Origin of the sequence: Chromobacterium sphagni, assembly GCF_001855575.1 — a bacterium.
Lineage (GTDB): Bacteria > Pseudomonadota > Gammaproteobacteria > Burkholderiales > Chromobacteriaceae > Chromobacterium > Chromobacterium sphagni.
Genome location: NZ_MKCS01000002.1, coordinates 644453 through 662219 on the forward strand (window position 1 = coordinate 644453; position 17767 = coordinate 662219).

20 protein-coding genes are annotated in these 17767 nt (G+C 63.0%); 9 read left to right on the plus strand and 11 right to left on the minus strand.

Annotated elements, in window-relative coordinates; translation table 11 throughout:
* Nucleotides 1-2: 2 nt before the first annotated feature.
* The 3 genes from BI347_RS18760 to BI347_RS18770 form a co-directional block, all read right to left on the minus strand.
* Nucleotides 3-422, minus strand: a complete 420-nt coding sequence (locus tag BI347_RS18760; protein WP_071114947.1) for a GNAT family N-acetyltransferase — start codon at nucleotides 420-422, stop codon at nucleotides 3-5.
* A 252-nt stretch (nucleotides 423-674) separates the two neighbouring features.
* On the minus strand, nucleotides 675-923 hold the full coding sequence (locus BI347_RS18765) for a hypothetical protein (protein ID WP_139167118.1): 249 nt from the start codon (nucleotides 921-923) through the stop codon (nucleotides 675-677).
* Nucleotides 924-1364: 441 nt separating this feature from the next.
* Nucleotides 1365-2477: a nickel/cobalt efflux protein RcnA gene (locus BI347_RS18770; protein WP_071114945.1), complete on the minus strand. Its 1113-nt coding sequence runs from the start codon at nucleotides 2475-2477 to the stop codon at nucleotides 1365-1367.
* A 99-nt stretch (nucleotides 2478-2576) separates the two neighbouring features.
* On the opposite strand from BI347_RS18770, the gene BI347_RS18775 reads away from it, so the two are divergent.
* A complete protein-coding gene (locus BI347_RS18775) occupies nucleotides 2577-2852 on the plus strand; it encodes a metal/formaldehyde-sensitive transcriptional repressor (RefSeq protein ID WP_071114944.1) in 276 nt (91 codons plus the stop codon).
* Nucleotides 2853-2951: 99 nt separating this feature from the next.
* Here BI347_RS18775 and BI347_RS18780 read toward each other — a convergent pair whose 3' ends face one another.
* From BI347_RS18780 to BI347_RS24720, 3 genes are read right to left on the minus strand one after another with little or no spacing between them, the layout of a single operon-like run.
* Nucleotides 2952-3290, minus strand: a complete 339-nt coding sequence (locus BI347_RS18780) for a MarR family winged helix-turn-helix transcriptional regulator (protein WP_071114943.1) — start codon at nucleotides 3288-3290, stop codon at nucleotides 2952-2954.
* Between the two features lie 19 nt (nucleotides 3291-3309).
* A complete protein-coding gene (gene dsbG / locus BI347_RS18785) occupies nucleotides 3310-4038 on the minus strand; it encodes a thiol:disulfide interchange protein DsbG (RefSeq protein WP_239690960.1) in 729 nt (242 codons plus the stop codon).
* A complete protein-coding gene (locus BI347_RS24720) occupies nucleotides 3947-4594 on the minus strand; it encodes an SDR family NAD(P)-dependent oxidoreductase (RefSeq protein WP_101686163.1) in 648 nt (215 codons plus the stop codon). The genes dsbG and BI347_RS24720 overlap by 92 nt, the downstream gene beginning before the upstream one ends.
* A gap of 114 nt (nucleotides 4595-4708) precedes the next feature.
* On the opposite strand from BI347_RS24720, the gene BI347_RS18795 reads away from it, so the two are divergent.
* A complete protein-coding gene (locus BI347_RS18795) occupies nucleotides 4709-5077 on the plus strand; it encodes a VOC family protein (protein ID WP_071114997.1) in 369 nt (122 codons plus the stop codon).
* Nucleotides 5078-5107: 30 nt separating this feature from the next.
* On the opposite strand, the gene BI347_RS18800 is transcribed toward BI347_RS18795, so the two are convergent.
* Nucleotides 5108-5665 (minus strand): thymidine kinase, encoded by a 558-nt coding sequence (locus BI347_RS18800; RefSeq protein ID WP_071114996.1) that lies wholly within the window; start codon nucleotides 5663-5665, stop codon nucleotides 5108-5110.
* A gap of 309 nt (nucleotides 5666-5974) precedes the next feature.
* Between BI347_RS18800 and BI347_RS18805 the strand changes: the two genes are divergently transcribed.
* Nucleotides 5975-7003 carry a dienelactone hydrolase family protein gene (locus BI347_RS18805; RefSeq protein WP_071116724.1) on the plus strand — a complete coding sequence of 343 codons (1029 nt, stop codon included), beginning with the start codon at nucleotides 5975-5977 and terminating at the stop codon, nucleotides 7001-7003.
* A gap of 145 nt (nucleotides 7004-7148) precedes the next feature.
* Here BI347_RS18805 and BI347_RS18810 read toward each other — a convergent pair whose 3' ends face one another.
* The 3 genes from BI347_RS18810 to BI347_RS18820 all read right to left on the minus strand — a co-directional run bounded on the left by BI347_RS18810 (nucleotide 7149) and on the right by BI347_RS18820 (nucleotide 9748).
* Complete coding sequence (locus BI347_RS18810) at nucleotides 7149-7838, minus strand: nitroreductase family protein (RefSeq protein ID WP_071116725.1); 690 nt, start codon at nucleotides 7836-7838, stop codon at nucleotides 7149-7151.
* A 299-nt stretch (nucleotides 7839-8137) separates the two neighbouring features.
* Nucleotides 8138-8986, minus strand: coding sequence for a 23S rRNA (adenine(2030)-N(6))-methyltransferase RlmJ (locus tag BI347_RS18815; RefSeq protein ID WP_071116726.1), 849 nt, complete (start codon nucleotides 8984-8986; stop codon nucleotides 8138-8140).
* A gap of 12 nt (nucleotides 8987-8998) precedes the next feature.
* Nucleotides 8999-9748, minus strand: a complete 750-nt coding sequence (locus BI347_RS18820; protein WP_071116727.1) for a tRNA pseudouridine(65) synthase TruC — start codon at nucleotides 9746-9748, stop codon at nucleotides 8999-9001.
* A 469-nt stretch (nucleotides 9749-10217) separates the two neighbouring features.
* Here BI347_RS18820 and BI347_RS18825 point away from each other — a divergent pair, with 469 nt between their 5' ends.
* The 6 genes from BI347_RS18825 (at nucleotide 10218) to BI347_RS18850 (ending at nucleotide 16585) form a co-directional block, all read left to right on the plus strand.
* Nucleotides 10218-11222, plus strand: a complete 1005-nt coding sequence (locus tag BI347_RS18825; protein ID WP_167359421.1) for a BMP family lipoprotein — start codon at nucleotides 10218-10220, stop codon at nucleotides 11220-11222.
* 119 nt (nucleotides 11223-11341) lie between these two features.
* A complete protein-coding gene (locus BI347_RS18830; protein WP_071116759.1) occupies nucleotides 11342-12871 on the plus strand; it encodes an ABC transporter ATP-binding protein in 1530 nt (509 codons plus the stop codon).
* Nucleotides 12868-13962, plus strand: coding sequence for an ABC transporter permease (locus tag BI347_RS18835; protein ID WP_167359422.1), 1095 nt, complete (start codon nucleotides 12868-12870; stop codon nucleotides 13960-13962). The genes BI347_RS18830 and BI347_RS18835 overlap by 4 nt, the downstream gene beginning before the upstream one ends.
* Nucleotides 13962-14927 carry an ABC transporter permease gene (locus tag BI347_RS18840; protein ID WP_071116729.1) on the plus strand — a complete coding sequence of 322 codons (966 nt, stop codon included), beginning with the start codon at nucleotides 13962-13964 and terminating at the stop codon, nucleotides 14925-14927. The genes BI347_RS18835 and BI347_RS18840 overlap by 1 nt, the downstream gene beginning before the upstream one ends.
* Before the next feature lie 129 nt (nucleotides 14928-15056).
* Nucleotides 15057-16250 carry a molybdopterin molybdotransferase MoeA gene (locus BI347_RS18845; RefSeq protein ID WP_071116730.1) on the plus strand — a complete coding sequence of 398 codons (1194 nt, stop codon included), beginning with the start codon at nucleotides 15057-15059 and terminating at the stop codon, nucleotides 16248-16250.
* Nucleotides 16247-16585 (plus strand): 2Fe-2S iron-sulfur cluster-binding protein, encoded by a 339-nt coding sequence (locus BI347_RS18850; RefSeq protein ID WP_071114123.1) that lies wholly within the window; start codon nucleotides 16247-16249, stop codon nucleotides 16583-16585. The genes BI347_RS18845 and BI347_RS18850 overlap by 4 nt, the downstream gene beginning before the upstream one ends.
* Before the next feature lie 83 nt (nucleotides 16586-16668).
* On the opposite strand, the gene BI347_RS18855 is transcribed toward BI347_RS18850, so the two are convergent.
* A complete protein-coding gene (locus BI347_RS18855) occupies nucleotides 16669-17760 on the minus strand; it encodes an AI-2E family transporter (protein ID WP_071114122.1) in 1092 nt (363 codons plus the stop codon).
* Nucleotides 17761-17767: the final 7 nt, after the last annotated feature.

Sequence of the window (17767 nt, forward strand, 5' to 3'; positions counted from 1 at the left end):
GCTCAGCGCAGGCGTTCCGAGAAATGATGGCAGACGATGTCCATGTTCTGGTTCAGATAGAAACGGTGCGCGCGGTGGCGTTGCACGCCGGAGTCCAGGTGGAGCTCGGCGCAGCCTTCTTCTTTGGCCAGCTGGCGCAGCCAGGCCATCATGGCGGCGTCGTGGCCGTGCGAGCGCGCGGCCTCGTCGGTGGCCAGGTCGTCCACGTACAGGCTTTTTCCCATCGCCAGGTTGAGGCCGATGCGAAAGCCGGCTACGCAGGCCACCCTGCCATCCTGTTGCAGATAGGCCAGCCGATAGCCTTCCGCCATCTTCGCGCGCACGGTTTCGACAAAGCGCTCTGCCCGCAGGGGCAGGCGCAATTGCCGCATCACGGCGAAGCAGCCGGCGATCTCGTGGTCTTCAAGCGCTTGATTGATCATGTTTTTCTCCTCTTGTTCTTATGCGATATGGCTGTGCCCCCAGGCAAGCAGGCTGGAGCTGGCTGCCAAACGTAATACTCCAGTTCCGCTGGAGATCTCACGTTGCAACTGGTGTGTTTGTATGCCTGTGGCAGCGTCAGGTAGTCGTGCCAGTCCGGGATATCGTCCAGCCGAAAGGGGCGGAGGATGGCCGCGGGGTGATCTGGCCTGCGCATTGCGGTGAACAGCATGATGTTGCCCTTGATTCCCGCATTACGGGTCAGCGCGGATCTGGCGCGGCTTCGACGCCGAGATATTGCCTGCCGCTGGCTGTGATGCGGCGAGCAGATCGACGGCATAGAAGAATTCGCTGGAACCATCCTTGTTGAGGTTATCGAGCGCGCCGATTTTTTGCCAGCCTAATTGCTGGAACATCCTTTGGCTGGCGATACACCAATCCTCGGTGGAGGAAATCAGCTTCCTGCCCTCCGCGCGCTGCTGGATCGCGGCCACTAGTTTCAAGGCCCCGCCCCGCCGGCGGAAGGCCTTGTCCGTGCAAAGATAAGTCAGCAGCGGTTGGCCTGGCAGGCCTTGGGGTTGATGGCTGGCATAGTCGGTGTGACCATCCCATTACAGACCATCGGCCACTTCGTGTCGCCGACAGCCGCCCATTTCGTCAAGGGCCTGGAGGGCGGGCAGGTCTTGAATCGATGCTTTGCGTATCAGCATGGGTAGTTGTCGCTTGGCGCGGATGCATGGAGCGTGGCGCTGCCGGGAGGCGAGACGGGAGGGCGCATGATTTTGTTTGTATGAGAAATATTTTTATGCCATGTGATTTTACTTGTTTTGCATTTTGGCGCAAGCGGCAGAACGGGAGCTGTAGGACCGTGAATGGATCAGAAGACGGCGCCGCTCCAGTTGCTGTGGTCTGGAGCGGGCATCGTGACGCAGGAGAATGCCTGATCAGGGCAGCGCTGCCCAGCCGTGGTAGCCGACATACAGGCCGACCAGCACGATCAGGCCGCTGGAAAAGTAGGGAGCTTTGCGGGTGAGGTCGCCAAAGCCGCTCCAGTGGCTGGAGACATGCTTCACGCTGACGGCGGCTAACACACCGGAGGCCACCATGGTTAGGGCCAGGCCTATGCTGAAACACAGCGCCAGTGCCGCGCCCAGCGCCACTTTCTTCAACTGCAGGCAGAGTAGTAGAACGGTGATGGAAGCGGGGCAGGGAATCAGGCCGCCGGTCAGGCCGAACATCACGATCTGGCCGGTGCTGACTTCGCGATTGGCGAAGCGGCGGCGAATGTCGTTGGCGTGCGCCAGTTCATGCGGGTCCTGGTATCCGGCCGCGGAAGCGTCTAGGCCGGCGACATCCGCCGTCGCGTGGTGATGGCGCTCGATGAATTCCACATCGTAGTCATGGCTGTGGCGATCGTGGCCCAGGCTCAGGCGAGCCATGAACTGGTGCGGTTCGGGGATGTCCTGCTCCGACTCGATAAAGCCGTCGCGCTGGATAAAGGAGAAGCGCTGGCGGTTGCCGTCCGGCCGCTCGGTCTCCATTTTTACCTGCGCCACCGGCCAAGCGTGGCCGTGGCTGTCCTCTCGGTACAGGCGGAAGCGCGGCGGCGCGCCTTGTTCGAATATTTCCAGCCTAATCTTGCCGTGACCGGTATCTATGATCCGGCTTTCGTCGGGCTGGTTGCCGTGATGTTCATGATTGTGCACGCGCTCGGCGAGCAGATTGCGCCTAGTCCGCCATATCATCCAGGTCGCCACGGCGATGATCAATGCCGCCGAGGCCAGTTGGAAGTAGGGCTCGGCGGTTTCCATGCTCCAGTTGCGGCCGAAATACAGGCCGGTCATTGCTACTGCCCAGACTACGGCAGTGTGGGATAGGGTGGCTGACAAGCCGAGCAGAATGGCTTGGCCTATGGTGCCGCGCACCGCCACGATGAAGGCGGCCATCATGGTTTTGGAATGGCCGGGCTCCAGGCCGTGCAAGGCGCCCAGCAGGATGGCGCTGGGGATGAACAGCCAGGCATTGCCTTGTTGCAGCAGGGTGGAAAAGTTGGTCATGCGGTGTTCTTTCGGCGTGGCGATGCGGTCGCATTATACTGCCCCCCAGTATAAGCATGCTACCCTTCGGTATCGTTTTTCGTATTCGAGTAGAAACGCATGGCGCATACCATCCGAGACAAAACCAAATTGCTGGCGCGGGTTCGGCGCATTCAGGGCCAGGCCGCCGCGCTGGAAAAGCGGTTGGACGAGGGAGGCGAGGACTGCGGCGCGGTGCTGCAGCAGATCGCGGCAATCCGCGGCGCGGTGAACGGGTTGATGGCGGCAGTGATAGAAGGCCATCTGACCGAGCATCTGGTGAATGAGCCCGAGCCAGCGCAAAGACAGCAGGACCTGGATGCGGTTCTGCAGGTGCTCAAGTCATATCTGAAATAGCCGGTCGGCAAGGACGTGACCCTGGCGATGGCTGGGCGTTTATTCACATAAAGACGACCTGCGCTTGCGCTTGGCCAGAGGGATTCTGGCGCGGGCGGCTCATGGCGTGTCGCATAGATTGGCGTAGACGCGTTGCAGGAAGCTGACGAAAGCTGCTTCCTCATCGGCGCTGAAGCCAGCCATCGCCTTAGCGTTGCCTTCCGCCATTGCCGGCAGCGCCTGCGACAGGCTCTCCAGCGCGGTATTCGTCGCTTCCGCCCGTTGCGCACGCTGGTTGGCGGGGTCTTGCTTGCGCCGGATCAACTGGCCGCGCTCCAGCCTAGCCAGCGTTTGTGCCATCGAGGGCTGCTCCATCTGCAGCAGGCGAGCCAGTTCCGTCTGGGTGGAGGCTTCGCCGTTTTTCAGCGCCGCCAGCACGGCAAGCTGGCCATGGCCCATCGATGCGCTGCCGCCTGGTTTATTTACCGTCCATGATCCTGGCCAGGCTGGCGGCTGGCGGCGCGCCCTGCGCTTTCTGCAGCGCCCCGCCTACGTCGCTGTAGAAGATGGCGGGGGTGGCGAACGCGCCGAAGCGCTCCATCAACTGATGGTTGGCGGCCAGCTTGTCCGCCACCGTTTGGGGAGGCTTGGCCAGCGGCTTGACGCCGCCGCCGGCGTGTTGCAGCTCGTGGCGGTTCAGCGCCGCCGCCGGGTCGGCGTCCGCGAGGAGGGCGGCGGCTTTGCCGAGGCTGTCCGGTTGAATGATTCCGATCAGGATATGGCGGATCTGCACTTTGCCGGCCTTCACCCAAGGGCGGGCGTCGCTCCAGAACTTGTTGCAGTAAGGGCAGTTGGGATCGGTGAAGACATAGATCACGCGCGGCGCCTTTCCATCGCCATCGGCTATCCAGGCGCTGTTCTCCAGCTGTTTCCACACCGCTGCGCCAAACTGCCGGTCCAGGCCGGCCTGGTTCCATTTTTGTCCGCGCTCGTCGGTCATGGCGCCGACTATGGCCTGCTTGCCATCTGGCGTCAGATAGATGGTTTGCGGTCGGCTCAGATAGAGCGCGGCGTAGCCGGTCAGGCCGCCGGGGGCCTGGAAACTGTCCAGAATCTCATAACCTTGCTGTTCCAGCGCCTTGATCGGCGCGGGCAGGGGCTGCGCCTGAGCCGCTAGCGCCGACAGGCTGAAGGGCAGGGCCAGCATAAGCAGGCAGCGTTTGATTCGTGCGTTCATTGCTTGTTTTCCTGATTAGCGGGAAAGATGCGTCGCGCCTGCAGCTCAGGCTCAGGAAGTAGACCTCGGAATCGCCGAAGAATTCGTCCGGCATGCGGTCGGCGTTGGTGCTGCCGATATTGATGATGCGGCCACCGTCGTTCATGTGGCGCGCCGCTTCCTGGCTGGCGATGAACACGCTGCGCACGTTTACCGCCAGGGTATGATCCAGGTCCGCCAGCGGCGGCTCCTCGATGGCTCCCCATGCCAGCGCGCCGGCGTTGTTGACCAGAATGTCCAGTTTGCCGAAGCGGTCCGCCGCCTGGCGCACGGCGCGGCGCAGCGCGTCGGCGTCGGCGCTGTCCGCCTGGATGGAGGTGGCCTTGCCGCCCGCGGCGACGATTTCCCCTGCCATCGCTGCGGCCTTGGCCGCGGTGGAGACGTAGGTGAGGGCAACCGCTGCGCCTTCGCGCGCCAGCCGTTTGGAGATGGCGGCGCCGGGCAGCGGCTTCCGCGCGGTGTGAACCATCGGGCGCGGCTGCCGCATTTTGCCTTCCTGCCCGTCGGGCCGGTGTCGATGCTGACGAAAACTGACAGTGTCGGCGGCTAGGATGAAGGCATGGCAGGGCGTGGTGCCCGCCATCTTTCATGGAGAATCGTCATGCTCCATCCCAACTTTGTCATTCTGTATGTGGACAATCCGGCGCGCAGCGCGGAGTTCTATTCGCGGTTACTGGATTTGCAGCCGTTGGAATCCTCCCCTGCATTCGCCATGTTCGGCATGGGCGGAGGCTTGCGGCTGGGACTGTGGTCGCGCGATGCGGTGGAGCCGGCGGCCATGGCGCCGGGAGGAGCAGGCGAGCTGGTATTCGCTTTGCCGGATTCGGCCACGCTGGACGAGTGCCACCGCCGCTGGCAGGCGCTTGGCCTGCCGCTGCTGCAGCCGCCGGTGGAGATGGATTTTGGCCGGACCTTCGTGGCGCAGGACCCGGATGGGCACAGGTTGCGGGCCTATGTGCCGTTGCAATAAGGACAAACTGGCCTAAGCCTGCCTGGAACCTCAGCGTTCGTTGTAGAAGCAGTTGCCGCAGACGGCGCGGTAGCGCGCTTCGCCGCCTATCTCCACCTGCGGGCCTTCCTTCACTCGGCGGCCCTTTGCGTCTATGCGGATGTGCATGGTGGCCTTGCGGCCGCACTGGCAGATGGTCTTGATCTCTTCCACATCTTCCGCCAGCGACAGCAGCCAGGCCGAGCCCGGGAAGGGGTGGCCCTGGAAGTCGGTGCGCAGGCCGAAGCAGATCACCGGCACATTGCGGGTGTGGGCCAATTCGTGCAGCTGGCGCACCTGTTCCGGGCTCATGAACTGGGCTTCGTCCACCAGGATGCAGTCGATGCCGCTGAAGTCGATGGCGAGGAAGTTCAGCTCGGCGTTGAAGGTATGCGCTTCGCGCTGGATGTTGAGGCGCGAGGTGATCTGGCCCACGCCGTAACGGTCGTCCATGGCGCTGGTGTACAGCGCCACCTGCTTGCCCATCGTTTCGTAGTTGTTGGCGATTTGCAGCAGCTGGGTGCTCTTGCCGCTGTTCATCGCGGCGTATCGAAAAAACAGTTTGGCCATGCTGAATGTGCGGAGTAGCGGGTGCCGGGCGGGCAGGATACCACGGAGCGCTCCGCTTGTGCGGCCTGGGGCTCCGTTTCTTGATTTGACGATTGCGGGAGTCCTGCGCGCCGTTTAAGCGCTGAGTTCGCGCCTGCTGGGCGCCATTCGTCAATGGCGACGGAAAGTTGCAATATGGTTCCGCGATGCTGAGCGGGATTGCAATGGATGGTTTGTCGTGGGGCTCGCGTCGCGTGGCGAGAGGATTGAGGAAGTGCGGAATGGGTTCTCGCGCGCGGAATTTCGAAACCAGGGGGGGGGGTGAAATCCATGTTGTCGATTATGCGTCAAGGTTTTGTCGTGGGACTGATCGCTTGTTTCCTCGTCGGCAGCGATGCTTGCGCCTCGGGCATCAATGCCGCTTTCGCTCCGGTTGCGAACTTGATGGATGGACGCGTTGGGGCGCTGGCGTTCGAGTCTGTCACGCCGCGGCAGATTATGGCTTACGTTAGGCGCCAACCGATGGGTAGGGCGGTGGTGACAGGTATGCTGTCGCTGCCGGATCAGGCGAAAGGCCCGTTTCCTGCCGTCGTGATTCTGCATGGAAGCAGCGGCGTCAATCCGGGCGAGTGGATGTGGGCTCAACGGATGAACGCGCTGGGTTTTGCCAGCTTTGTCGTCGACAGTTTCTCCGGGCGGCAGATCGTGCAAACCGAGAGCGACCAGACGCAGTTATCGATGGCGGCCGATATCGCCGACGCGTTTTCCGCCTTGCGGCTGTTGGCGACGCATCCCGCTATCGACTCAAAGCGAATCGCCGTGATGGGTTTCTCGCGCGGGGGAATTGCCGCTCTCTATTCCTCGCTTGAGCCATTCCGAAAAGCGGTCATTCAAGACGGTCTTCGCTTTGCTGCGCATATTGCGTTCTATCCCAGTTGCGGCATTCACTATGTTTCGAACCGTCTGGATGGTTCGCCGGTCTTGCTGCTGCTTGGCGGCAAGGACGATTACACTCCGGCGGCATCTTGCATGGCCTATGCCGACGAATTGAAAGCGAAGGGCGCCCAGCTGGCGGTGAAAGTGTTTCCCGGCGCCTATCATGGCTTTGATCGGTTTGCATCCCCGCATCTTGTTGCGCAAGCGACCAGCGCGAGGTTGTGCCATGGCTGGTATGACCTTGATTCCGGCCGTTTCGCCATGGTCAATGACAGTCGAGTCTTGTTCGGCAGTGCTGCGCAGTTGGAGGCGCGGCACTGCCTGAGCAAGGGCGTCACCATAGGCGGAGATCCGGATGGGCGGGAACAGTCTCCGGCGCTTGTCGCCAGCTTTCTGCAATCGGTGTTTGCCGGGGGGCGATAGGCGGGTTTCGGATTTAGAATTGGGTTGTCACGCGCATCCGCAGCCTTGCCGGAGATGGCGGTGGATGAATTGCGAGCGTCGGGGTGCTTGCAGTTCATCCATTTGTTCATCTAGTTTGTGCCACTCGGCGCTTGTGAACACCTTCTCAGAGGAAGCTGGCGATATCGGCCAGCGTTTTTTTGCCGATATTTGGCACCATGCAGTTTTCTGCCGGGTAGCCCACAACCAACAGGATGTAGGGCTTTTCATGTTGCGGACGGTCGAGCAGCTGGTTGAGGAAGTTCATCGGGCTGGGGGTGTGGGTGAGGGTGGCCAGGCCGGAGTGGTGCAACGCCGAGATCAGGAAGCCGGTGGCGATGGAGACCGACTCCGGCACGTAGTAGTTTTTGATCTCGCTGCCGTCGTCCAGCACGGTTTTCTTCTGGCCGAAGATGGCGATCAGGTATGGCGCGATTTCCAGGAAGGCTTTGTCCGCGTCGGTGCCCAGCGGCGCGAGCGCGTCTTTCCACTCCCGCGGCGCGCGGTGTTGGTAGAACTCGCGTTCTTCCGCTTCTGCCCCGGCGCGGATCTGTTTTTTCAGCGACGGGTCGGCCACCACCACGAAATACCAGGGCTGGTGGTTGGCGCCGGACGGCGCGGCGCCGGCGGTGAGCAGGCAGTTTTCTATGACCTGGCGCGGAACCGGCTGGGCGGAGAACTCGCGTATGGTCTTGCGTCGCTTGATATCGGCGTAGAAGGCCTGCGAGCGGGCCAGCATTTCCGCTTCCGGATAGCGGATGAAGCTGGTCAGCGGGATGAACTGCGGCTGGCCCTGGTTGAAAGGCAATTTGCTCATAGACGGCTCCTGGCTGAGTAGCGGGGGAGGGGCGGCGCGGGCGCGACGATTGGCCTTTCTGGGCGTTCGATGTTGTCCAGGCGGGACTTTTGAAGCGTTCAAGCCCGAAGGTAGGTTCAGCATGACACCCTGCCCGGCTTTTATGCAATATGAATTATTCATTGCGCAAGACGTTTGTCATGTAGTTTTGTTTCAATTAAAGATACTTTATGTGGAGTTATGTGATTGACGGCGGGCCGGCGCAAAAAAAGCGCGCCAACGGCGCGCTTTTCAATTGAGTGTGTATATCCGAATAAGGCTTACAGGTCGCCGCCGCTTTCCAGGATGAAGCTGGCCTTGTCGTCCTGCGCCAGATGCCTGGCCAGATAGGGCAGCGTTTCCTTCAGCGTCTGCGGCAGCGTCCACGGCGCGTTCAGGATGAACATGCCGCTGCCGTGCATGCCGAAACCATCGGCCGACGGCCCTTGCACATGCAGTTCGGCGCGCAGCCAGCTTTTGGCCGGCAGCTTTTTCAGCGCCGGGATCATCTCTTTCATTTCCGCGCGCTGCAGGCACGGGTACCACACCGCGTAGACGCCGGTGGCGAAGCGTTTCAGGCTTTCCTTCAGCGCGGTGACCACGTGCTGGTAGTCGCGCTTGTCTTCGTACGGCGGGTCTATCAGCACCAGCGCGCGGCGCGGCGGTGGCGGCAGGATGGCCTTGATGCCCTCGAAGCCGTTGGCTTGTTGGATCTGCACCCGGCGGCCGGCATCGGCGAAGTTCTCCTGCAGCAGCTTGGCGTCGCTGGGGTGCAGTTCGAACAGGCGCAGCTTGTCGCTTTGCGGCATTACGCCGGCGGCGCACCACGGCGAGCCGGGGTAGAACTTCAGCTGGCCGTCGGCGTTCATCCGCCTCACCACTTCCACGTAGTTGGCCGCCGCTTCGGGCAGGTCGTCGCGCTGCCACAGCCGCGCGATGCCGGATTCAAACTCGGCGTTCTTGGTGGCGTAGCCCTCGACCAGCGAGTAGGCGCCTGCGCCGGCGTGGGTGTCGATATACCAGTAGGGCTTGTCCTTCTGCCCCAGGTAGTTGAGCAGTTCGATCTGGATCAGGTGCTTGAGCACGTCGGCGTGGTTGCCGGCGTGGAATGCGTGTCTATAGCTGAGCATTCTGTTGTTCTTTCAATGAGATAGGGTGATGCCGGCCGCCAGGGCGGCCTCGTGCCAGCCCAGCCGGTACAGCAGCGCGCTGAAGTCTTCCGCCAACGGGCTTTGCAGCAGCAAAGGCCGGCCGTCGGCCGGGCGCGCCAGCCGCATTTCCACGCAGGCCAGCAGCATGCGCGGGCAAGCCAGATGTTCGGCGAACATGCGGTTGTGGCGGCCCTTGCCGTGGGTGGAGTCGCCGATGATGGGGTGGGCGATGTGCTTCAGGTGGCGGCGCAGCTGATGGCGGCGGCCGGTCAGCGGAGCCAGCTCCACCAGGCTGTAGCGGCTGGTCGGGTAGCGCTCCACCACTATCGGCAGTTCAATGCGCGCGAGCGTGCGATAGTCGGTCTGCGCCGGCTGTGGCGCGGTTTCCACCCGCTCGCCGATCCATTCCAGATCGTCCGGGCGGCGGCTGAGCGGATGGTCGATATGGCCGGCGTCGTCGGTGTGGCCGCGCACCACCGCCAGGTAGCGTTTGGCCACCTGTTGGCGTTCGAACTGCCAGCTCATTTCGCGGCCAGTGTCCTTGTCCAGCGCGAACAGCAGCACGCCCGAGGTGCCTTTGTCCAGCCGGTGCACCGGATAGACGCGCCGGCCGATCTGGTCGCGCAGCAACTGGATGGCGAAGCGGGTCTCGTTGCGGTCCAGTACGGTGCGGTGCACCAGCAGGCCGGCGGGTTTTTGGATGGCGATCAACTGATCGTCCCGATAGAGTATTTGCAGCATGGAAATGACAGATGTGGCCAGGCGGCGATTGTAGGGCTTGCACGGTGCTTTGGGTATAGCCGCTTTGCTTTGTGTTGGATCAATTCCATGCAGTACAATCATGGATTGCGCAAAATGCCAAAAGCATAATGCGCGCCTGGGCTGGCTTGCAGCATGGCGGGGTCGCTTGCGGGGGCGGAATGTTTGCGACACGGTATTTCAAAGTCGAGAGGAAATTGTTTACAGTCCCGTGAACGGTCATTACAATTCGCCGCGCTCAGAAAGAACGACAAAGTGGTGTCTGCAGCCGGTTTTTGCATTGCGCAGGAAGCGGTTCAGGCCGCTTCGGCACAGCTGAGGCTGTAGTCCGGCAGTTACATGCCGTCTGCAATTTCAGCTGTCACCATTTCAAGTCCAGCACTGCGGCACATAGCGCGTCCGCATGGGGAGCCATGTGCGCGTTGACCAACTAACTCCAAGAGTTATAGAGATGACCATCCAATTGAAACGAATCAGCTTTGCAGTTGCTGCCGCGGTTCTGTCGGCAGCGGCTTGCGCCAAGGACTTCACCCCCGCCGTGATTTACGATCAGGCCGGCAAGTTTGACAAGAGCTTCAGTGAAGCCGCCTACAACGGCGCCGAGCGTTTCAAGAAGGACTTCAAGATCAACTACCGCGACGGCCAGATTTCGTCCGACGCGCAAAAAGAGCAGCTGCTGCGCAAGATGGCCGGCAGCGGCGCCGACGTTGTCGTCGCCGTAGGCTTCAACTTCTCGCAAGCGGTGGAAACCGTGGCCAAGGAATTCCCCAAGGTCAAATTCACGCTGATCGACGCCGTGGCCAAGGGGCCGAACGTGCAGAGCATCGTGTTCAAGGAGCAGGAAGGCAGCTTCCTGACCGGCATCGCCGCCGCGATGAAGTCCAAGACCGGCAAGGTCGGCTACATCGGCGGCATGGACATCCCGATGATCCGCGCCTTCGGTTGCGGTTACGCCCAGGGCGTGAAGTACGCCAACAAGAACGCCGTGGTGCTGCAGAACATGACCGGCACCACCCCGCAAGCCTTTAACGACCCGGCGCGCGGCACCGAGCTGGCCAAGAGCCAGTTTGACCGCGGCGCCGACGTGATCTTCGTCGCCGCCGGCGGCACCGGCATGGGCGTGCTGCAAGCCGCCAAGAATGCCGGCAAGTTCTCCATCGGCGTGGACAGCAACCAGAACTATTTGTACCCGGGTTCGGTGCTGACCTCGATGGTGAAAAAAGTGGACGTGGCCGTCTACAGCACCTTCAAGGATGCCAAGGACGGCTCCTGGAAGTCCGGCGTGAAAGTGCTGGGCCTGAAGGAGCAGGGCGTGGACTGGGCGCTGGACAAATACAACCGTCCGCTGATCACGCCGGAAATGGAGAAGAAGATCGCCGCCGCCAAGGCAGAGATCATCAGCGGCAAGATCAAGGTTGTCGATTACCGCGCCAACAACAGCTGCCCGGTACAATAATAAAGGCAGTGACATCCCCGGCCGGTGGCGGGGGACGCAGCCGCGATGAGTTTCTCGTCGCGGCTGTTTCTTCATGCCGGCCTGGGTGGATTCGAATGAAGATCGGGAACATACAAAGCATGACCGAGTTTGCCATTGAGCTGACGGGCATCAACAAGAGTTTTGGTGCCGTGCAGGCCAACCGCGACGTGACGATGAGCGTGCCGAAGGGAAGCATCCACGGCATCATCGGCGAGAACGGCGCCGGCAAGTCCACGTTGATGAGCATCCTGTACGGCTATTACCAGGCCGACAGCGGCGCCATCCGCGTGAGCGGCCAGGACGCGCGCATCCGCAACAGCCAGGAAGCCATCCATCTGGGAATCGGCATGGTGCATCAGCACTTCATGCTGGTGGATACCTTCACCGTACTGGAGAACATCGTGCTGGGCGCCGAAGGCGGCCGGCTGCTCAAGCGGGGGCTGGACCAGGCCCGCGAGCATCTGAAGGAACTGAACCGCAATTACTCGCTGGAAGTCGACCCGGACGCGCTGGTCAGCGATCTGGGCGTGGGCCTGCAGCAGCGGGTGGAAATCCTCAAGGCGCTGTACCGCGGCGCCGACGTGCTGATCCTGGACGAGCCGACCGCGGTGCTGACGCCGCAGGAGGCCGATCATCTGTTCCACATCCTGCGTTCGCTTAAGGAGCAGGGCAAGACGGTGATCCTGATCACCCACAAGCTGCGCGAAGTGATGGACATCACCGACAATGTCAGCGTGATGCGCGCCGGCACCGTGGTGGCCAATGTCGCCACATGCGACGTGGACAAGGAAAAGCTAGCCGACCTGATGGTGGGCCGCAAGGTGACGCTGAAGGTCGATAAGGCCGAGCGCGCGCCGGGCGCTGTGGTGCTGGACGTCAAGAACCTGTGCCTGACCGATGAGCGCCAGGTCAAGCTGCTGGACGGCCTGAACTTCCAGGTGAGGGCCGGCGAAATCGTCGGCGTGGCCGGCGTGTCCGGCAACGGCCAGTCCGAGCTGTTGGAAGTACTGGCCGGCATGTTGTCGCCCAGCGCGGGCGCTGTGATCTACAAGGGCGAGGATTTGCTGAAGCTGCCGTGCAGGCGCGCGCCGCGCGCCGCGGTGTACCGCCGCAAGGGCATCAGCCATATCCCGGAGGACCGTTCGCGCGAGGGGCTGGTGAAGGGCTTCTCCACTTTCGAGAACGCCATTCTGGGCTACCACGACGACAAGTCGCTGAGCTGCGGCCCGCTGTATTCGCGCAAGAAGCTGGTGGAGCGGACCCGCGACTTCATCCGCCAGTTCGATATCCGTCCGGGCAACCCGCTGCTGCGGGTGGGCCTGCTATCGGGCGGCAATCAGCAGAAGGTGGTGCTGGCGCGTGAAATCCACGCCAATCCGGACCTGCTCTTGATCGGCCAGCCGACGCGCGGCGTCGATATCGGCGCCATCGAATTCATCCACAAGCGGCTGATCGAGCTGCGCGACGAGGGCAAGGCCATCTTGCTGGTATCGGTGGAACTGGAGGAAATCCTGGCGCTGGCCGACCGCATCCTGGTCATGGCCGGCGGCCAGATCACCGGCGAAGTGGCGGCCAAGGATGCCGACACCATTTCGCTGGGCTTGTTGATGGGGGGGCACAAACATTGAAATTCGGACAACCATCCACCTTGCCGCGTTGGGCGCAGCTGACCGTATTGCCGGCGCTAAACCTGCTGGCCGCCTTGCTGGTGACGGGCTTCGTCACCTGGATGATTGGCGAGAATCCGTGGGAATGCCTGCAACTGCTGATCCATGGAGCCTTTGGCTATGGCGAGGGCACCGGCTATACGCTGTTCTACACCACCAGCTACATCTTCGCCGGTCTGGCTGTGGCCACCGCCTTCCATGCCGGCCTGTTCAATATCGGCGGCGAAGGCCAGGCCTACTTGGCCGGCCTGGGCGTGACGCTGGTGATGCTGGGCTTCGACCACACCCTGCCGTCTTACGTGCTGATTCCGCTGGCGATGCTGGCGGCGATGGGCTTCGGCGCGGCCTGGGCCTATGTGCCGGCCTATCTGCAGGCCAAGCGCGGCAGCCACATCGTGGTGACCACCATCATGTTCAACTTCATCGCGTACTCGCTGATGTTGTATCTGATCAGTCACCAACTGATCGAGGCCGGCTCGCAGAACCCGACCACCCGCCAGTTCGCCGAGACCGGCTGGATTCCGCAGCTGCACACGCTGTTCACCTCGCTGCCCAATTCGCCGCTCAACCTGACCTTCGTGCTGGCGCTGTTGGCGTCCGCGCTTTTCTACCTGATCGTCTGGCATAGCCGCTGGGGCTTCGAGCTGCGCACCGTTGGCACCAACGAGCATGCCGCCGGCTACGCCGGGATGAGCGTCAGCCGCGTCATCATCATCGCCATGTGCGTGTCCGGCGCGCTGTCCGGCCTGTCGTCGGTGAATGACCTCTTGGGCTCCTCGCACCGCATGAACGTGCTGTTCACCAACGGCGTGGGCTTTGTCGGCATCGCCGTGGCGCTGATGGGGCGCAACCATCCGGTGGGCATCATCCTGTCGGCGCTGCTGTTCGGCGCGCTGACCCAAGGCGGCTCCGACCTGTCATTTGAAAAGCCGATGATCACCCGCGAGATGATCCTGTTCATCCAGGGTCTGATCATCCTGTTCTGCGGCGCGCTGGAAAACCTGTTCGAGCCGTTCATCGCCGGCCTGTTCAAGCGCAAGGACAAAAAATAATGGAAATGTTCTTCAGTCTTCTCGACTCCACCGTCCGCGTGGCGACGCCGTTGGTGCTGGCGGCGCTGGCCGGCATGTTCTCCGAGCGCTCCGGCGTGGTGGACATCAGCCTGGAAGGCAAGATGCTGGTGGCGGCTTTCGCCTCCGCCGCCGCCGCCTACATCACCCACAACCCGTGGCTGGGCCTGCTGGCCGGCATCATGGCGGCGGTGTCGATGGCGATGGTGCATGCTTTCGTCTCCGTCACCTACAACGGCAACCAGCTGATTTCGGGCATGGCGATCAATACCGTCGCCTCCGGCATCACGCCGGTGCTGGGCCTGGCCTGGTTCCAGCAGGGCGGCAATTCGCCGCAGCTGCCGGACGACGGACGTTTCCACGAGATCGTGCTGCCGTTCGCCGACGCGCTGCGCGACGTGCCGGTGCTGGGCCTGGTGTACAGCAAGCTGATTTCCGGCCACAGCATTCTGGTGTATCTCACCGTGTTGATCGTGATTCCGCTGGCGACCTGGGTGCTGTACAAGACCCGCTTCGGCCTGCGCTTGCGCGCGGTGGGCGAAAATCCGCACGCGGCCGACACCGCCGGCATCTCGGTGGCCAGGGTGCGCTACACCGCCTTGTTCTGGGGCGGCGTGCTGTGCGGCATGGCCGGCACCTATCTGTCGGTGTATCAGACCGGCAGCTTCATCAAGGAGATGACCGCCGGCAAGGGCTTCTTGGCGCTGGCGGCGCTGATCTTCGGTAAATGGCGCCCGCTGCCGGCGGTGATGGGCTGCCTGCTGTTCGCCTTCGCCGACGCGGTGCAAATTCGCCTGGAAGGCGTGGAGCTGCCGGTGGTCGGCCAGATTCCGTCGCAGGCGATCGCGGTGATTCCTTACGTGCTGACCGTGCTGCTGCTGGCCGGCTTTGTTGGCCGGGCGCTGGCGCCCAAGGCCATCGGCGTGCCTTTCGTCAAGTCGCGCTAAGCCTCTCGGCGCTGTCCGCGCAAGCCCGCCGGCTTCCAGTCGGCGGGCTTTTCACATGGCGGCGCGTGCTATGATGGACGCTTGCATCCGATGGCGCGGCCATCATCGTTACCGGACTGGATACCTCCCATGTTGAGCTACCAACAGGCGCGGGACTGGCTGCTTGAGCGCGCCAGGCCGCAAAGCGCGCAGCAACCCCTTCCCTTGTTGCAAACCCATGGCCGCATCCTGGCCGAACCGGTATGGGCGGGGCTGGACGTACCGCCGCACGACAATAGCTCGATGGATGGCTACGCCTTGCGTTGCAATGACCTTGCTCCGGGCATGCCGGTTTCGCAGCGGGTGGCGGCCGGCAGCATGCCGCAGCCGTTGCAGCCTGGCAGCGCGGCGCGAATCTTCACTGGCGCGCCGATTCCGCCGGGAGCGGACGCGGTAATCATGCAGGAGCAGGCGCAGTTGAACGCCGACGGCAAGGTGGCGTTCAGCATCGTTCCGCGAGCCGGGCAGAATATCCGCCTGCGCGGCGAAGACATCGCCAAGGGCCAGGAAATCTTGCCTGCCGGCCGTTGCCTCTGCGCCGCCGACCTCGGTTTGGCCGCCTCCATCGGTCTTGCCAATCTACCGGTGCTGCAGCTTTTGAGGGTGGCGGTGTTCTTCACCGGCGACGAGCTGGCGGAGCCCGGCCTGCCGCTGGCTGCCGGCCAGATCTATAACTCCAACCGCTACTGGCTGCTGCCGGCATTGCATAGCCTGGGTTGCGAGGTGATAGATCTGGGTACGGTTGGCGACGATCTGGAGGCCACCCGGCAGTTGCTGCGCGACGCGGCGGCGGTGGCGGATGTGATCGTCACCTGCGGCGGGGTGTCGGTGGGCGAGGAAGACCACGTCAAGGCGGCGGTGGAGGCTGAGGGGGAGCTCGCCTTGTGGCAGGTGGCGATCAAGCCTGGCAAGCCGCTGGCCTATGGCCGGATCGGCGGCACGGATTTCATCGGCCTGCCTGGCAATCCGGTGTCCGGCTTCGTCACGCTGCAAACCCTGGTCCGGCCTTTCCTGCGCAAGCGGATGGGCCTGTCGGAGGCGGAGGCCGTGATTCAGCAGGTCGCGGCGGCTTTTGCCTGGCTCAAGCCCGACATGCGGCGCAGCGAGTTTCTGCGCGTGCGCAAGGTGATGGGGAGGCAGGGCTGGCAGTTGGAGCTGTATCCGCAGCAAAGCTCTGGCGCGCTGACTTCCTGCGCGTGGGCCGATGGCCTGGCCTGGCTGGAGCCGGGGCAGGCGGTGACCCCGGGCGACAGCCTGCGCTACTGGGCGCTGGGGCCGGCATGACGCGGATCCGCTTTGTCAGCGAAGGTGGCCAACTGCTGAATGAGTCGGACGCGCAGCCGGGCGACAATCTGCTGGATATCGCCCGGCTGGCCGACGTGCCGCTGCACTGGCGTTGTGGCCAGGGCACTTGCGGCACCTGCAAGGTGCGGATTGTCGCCGGCATGGATATGCCGCAACGGCCGGGCCGCAAGGAGCGCAACGTACTGTTGCGCGCCGGGGTCATCAGCCAGGAACTGGCGGGCCAAGGCGAGTGGCGGGAAGCGCAGCCCTGGCGGCTGGCCTGCCATCTGCTGGTGGAGGAGAGGGACTGGGTGGTCAGCTGTCCGGATTTCTGATTGGCGGCTGAGTATTTCGGGTTTGAGCTTGCCGGGCGCCACGGCCTAATCGGTTGCGGGTTGCCGGATAGCTCGTTGCCGGCTCAACCCTGCTCGCCCTCGCAGGCCATTTCTTCGTTGTCTTCGCGCTCCAGCCAGTGCCGCAGCATGGTCAGGCCCACCGCCAGCAGCGTGGGGCCGATGAACAGGCCTATCACCCCCCAGGCGATCAGGCCGCCGATCACGCCCAGGAAAATCACCGACAGCGGCATCTGCGCGCCCTGGCTGATCAGCAGCGGCTTGAGCACGTTGTCTATGGTGTTGATCAGCAGGAAGCCCCATATCAGCAGGAAAATCCCCATGCCGGTGTGGCCGGTGTAGAACACCCAGCCGGCGGCCGGCAGCCAGACGATCAGCGTCGGCATTTGCGCCACTGCGATGATGAAGCACAGGAAGCCCAGCACCAGCGCGCCCGGCACGCCGGCGATCAGCAAGCCAGCCACGCACAGGATGGTCTGCGCCAGCGCGGTGCCCACCACGCCGGTGGTGACGCTGCGTATGGTGCGGGCGATCACTTCCGGCAGGTCGCTGGCGGTTTCGCCGCCCAGCTTGACCACGATGCGCTCCACCAGCTCCCACAGCTTGTCGCCGTTGATCAGCAGCAGGCCGGCCACCACGATGGCCAGCACGATCTCCAGCAGGCTGAGGCTGAGGTTGGCGCCGCCGGACAGCAGCCACAGCGCCGTTTCGTTGATGGCGGGGCGGATCTTCTCGAAGAAGCCCGGCAGGTCGGCCTGTATGCCTTGCCACATCTTCTGCAGGCTTTCTCCCACCACCGGCAGGTTGCTCAGCCAGGCGGGAGCGTCCGGCAGGCGGAAGCTGGTCAGGTCGTGCGCCAAATTGGCAAGGTGGGGCAGGGTGTCGGCCAGCGTCAGCGCCATCAGGCCGATGGGAATGGCCAGCGCGGCGGACAGCGCCAGCACGATAAGCAGGGCGGCCAGTTTGCGGCGCCCCTTCAGCCGCAGGCACAGCCGGCTGTACAGCGGCCAGGCCGAGATGGCGATGATGGATGCCCAGGTCAGCGCGCCCAGAAAAGGTTGCAGCACCTTGATGCAGGAAATCACCAGCAAGGCCAGGATGGCGATGCGGAACACGCTGAGGATGCTGATGTTGGGGAAACCATTGGCGACGGGCATGGGAGCT

Bases quoted from the DNA above. Each gene is read 5' to 3' on its own strand.
- BI347_RS18810 (WP_071116725.1), bottom strand. From the start codon at position 7,838: ATGAGCAAATTGCCTTTCAACCAGGGCCAGCCGCAGTTCATCCCGCTG.
- BI347_RS18840 (WP_071116729.1), top strand. From the start codon at position 13,962: ATGGAAATGTTCTTCAGTCTTCTCGACTCCACCGTCCGCGTGGCGACG.
- dsbG (WP_239690960.1), bottom strand. From the start codon at position 4,038: ATGCTGGCCCTGCCCTTCAGCCTGTCGGCGCTAGCGGCTCAGGCGCAG.
- BI347_RS18770 (WP_071114945.1), bottom strand. From the start codon at position 2,477: ATGACCAACTTTTCCACCCTGCTGCAACAAGGCAATGCCTGGCTGTTC.
- BI347_RS18855 (WP_071114122.1), bottom strand. From the start codon at position 17,760: ATGCCCGTCGCCAATGGTTTCCCCAACATCAGCATCCTCAGCGTGTTC.
- BI347_RS24720 (WP_101686163.1), bottom strand. From the start codon at position 4,594: ATGCGGCAGCCGCGCCCGATGGTTCACACCGCGCGGAAGCCGCTGCCC.
- BI347_RS18820 (WP_071116727.1), bottom strand. From the start codon at position 9,748: ATGCTGCAAATACTCTATCGGGACGATCAGTTGATCGCCATCCAAAAA.
- BI347_RS18775 (WP_071114944.1), top strand. From the start codon at position 2,577: ATGGCGCATACCATCCGAGACAAAACCAAATTGCTGGCGCGGGTTCGG.
- BI347_RS18805 (WP_071116724.1), top strand. From the start codon at position 5,975: ATGTTGTCGATTATGCGTCAAGGTTTTGTCGTGGGACTGATCGCTTGT.
- BI347_RS18795 (WP_071114997.1), top strand. From the start codon at position 4,709: ATGCTCCATCCCAACTTTGTCATTCTGTATGTGGACAATCCGGCGCGC.
- BI347_RS18780 (WP_071114943.1), bottom strand. From the start codon at position 3,290: ATGGGCCATGGCCAGCTTGCCGTGCTGGCGGCGCTGAAAAACGGCGAA.
- BI347_RS18845 (WP_071116730.1), top strand. From the start codon at position 15,057: ATGTTGAGCTACCAACAGGCGCGGGACTGGCTGCTTGAGCGCGCCAGG.
- BI347_RS18800 (WP_071114996.1), bottom strand. From the start codon at position 5,665: ATGGCCAAACTGTTTTTTCGATACGCCGCGATGAACAGCGGCAAGAGC.
- BI347_RS18760 (WP_071114947.1), bottom strand. From the start codon at position 422: ATGATCAATCAAGCGCTTGAAGACCACGAGATCGCCGGCTGCTTCGCC.
- BI347_RS18850 (WP_071114123.1), top strand. From the start codon at position 16,247: ATGACGCGGATCCGCTTTGTCAGCGAAGGTGGCCAACTGCTGAATGAG.
- BI347_RS18825 (WP_167359421.1), top strand. From the start codon at position 10,218: ATGACCATCCAATTGAAACGAATCAGCTTTGCAGTTGCTGCCGCGGTT.
- BI347_RS18815 (WP_071116726.1), bottom strand. From the start codon at position 8,986: ATGCTCAGCTATAGACACGCATTCCACGCCGGCAACCACGCCGACGTG.
- BI347_RS18830 (WP_071116759.1), top strand. From the start codon at position 11,342: ATGACCGAGTTTGCCATTGAGCTGACGGGCATCAACAAGAGTTTTGGT.